1 protein-coding gene is annotated in these 1,521 nt (G+C 69.4%); it reads left to right on the top strand.

Going from position 1 to position 1,521, the window contains the following annotated elements:
* The first annotated feature begins 240 nt into the window (after positions 1–240).
* A complete protein-coding gene (locus tag ABIA32_RS33490; protein ID WP_370103644.1) occupies positions 241–1,479 on the top strand; it encodes an IS110 family transposase in 1,239 nt (412 codons plus the stop codon).
* Positions 1,480–1,521: the final 42 nt, after the last annotated feature.

Here is a 1,521-nt window from a genome sequence, read left to right as displayed (position 1 = left end):
TCAGCAAGCCGAAGCCCTTACGGGCAGACCCTGACCGGGTGAAAATCGGGTTGGTGGCCGTCTGGCCGACGTCGTGCCGCCTTGGCGCGTTCCGAGCCCGTGGGTCAGTAGGACGCTGGGGGTCCACCGACAGGCACCCGGAAATGTTGCTCCGAGCACGCGAATCAGACTCTTACGCCTGCGGACCCCTGCCGGACGGCCACGCGCTCGCGGCTGTCGAGGGAGGGAGGTGCCGGGGCGATGGACGTGATCCACGAACGGTGTGCGGGGATCGACATCAGCAAGGTCGATGTGAAGGTGTGCGTTCGGGTGCCCAGCACCGGGAAGCGGCGCCGCAGCGAGGTCCGCACCTTCCCGGCGGTCACCAGTGGACTGCTGGCGATGCGGGACTGGCTGTTGGCCGAGGGCGTGACCGTGGTCGGCATGGAGGCCACCGGCGTCTACTGGAAGCCGGTGTTCTACCTGCTGGAACACGACATGGAGTGCTGGCTGCTGAACGCCCGCCACATGAAGTCGGTCCCCGGCCGCAAGACGGACGTGAAGGACTCCGAGTGGATCGCCCGCTTGGTCGAGTACGGGCTGGTCCGGCCCAGCTTCGTGCCGCCGGAGCCAATCCGGCAGCTGCGAGACCTGACCCGCTACCGCACCGAGGTCGTCCGCGAACGCACCCGCGAGATCCAGCGCGCCGAGAAGCTGCTCGAGGACGCCGGCATCAAGCTCTCCAGCGTGGTCTCCGACCTGATGGGCAAGTCCGGCCGCGACATGATGGACGCCCTGATCGCCGGGGAGCGCAGCCCCGGGCGGCTGGCCGACCTGGCCAAGGGCGCCCTGCGCCGCCGGACCGCCGACCTGGTCGAGGCCCTGACCGGCCGCTTCACCGACCACCACGCGTTCTTGTTGCGGGCGATGCTGGACCGGATCGACGCCTGCACCGCGATGGAGGCCCGCCTGGGCGGGCGGATCGACGAGCAGGTACGGCCCTTTCGCCGCCGCATCGACCTGCTGGTCACCATCCCCGGAGTGAGCACCCGCACCGCAGAGGTGATCCTCGCGGAGATCGGCGCCCAGATGGCGCGCTTCCCCACGGCCGGGCACCTGGCCTCCTGGGCCGGGGTCTGCCCCGGCAACCACGAGTCCGCCGGCAAGAGCCCCACCGGGAAGACCCGGCACGGCGACCCCTGGCTCAAGGCCGCCCTCGGACAGGCGTCGGTCGCCGCGTCCCGCACCAAGGACACCTACCTTGCCGCCCGCTTCCGGCGACTGGTCGGCCGTCGCGGCAAGAAGCGCGCGCTAGTCGCCCTGGAGCACTCCATCCTCGTGGCCGTCTGGCACATGTTCACCGACGACGCCGAGTACGCCGACCTCGGCGGCGACTACTTCCTCGAACGCACCGGCAAGACCAGAGCGACCCGACGGCTCGTCAGCCAACTGAACCAACTCGGCTACCAAGTCAACCTCCAACCCATCGGGACGCCCTGAACAGCGGAAACGGTCACGAAGCGGGGATTTTCGAATCAGGCG

Source organism: Streptacidiphilus sp. MAP12-20 (assembly GCF_041262525.1).
In the GTDB taxonomy this organism is placed as follows: Bacteria; Actinomycetota; Actinomycetes; order Streptomycetales; family Streptomycetaceae; genus Streptacidiphilus.
This window is presented reverse-complemented; position numbering and strand designations above follow the sequence as displayed.

Coding starts and splice junctions, on each gene's coding strand:
- ABIA32_RS33490 (WP_370103644.1), top strand. CDS start 241: ATGGACGTGATCCACGAACGGTGTGCGGGGATCGACATCAGCAAGGTC.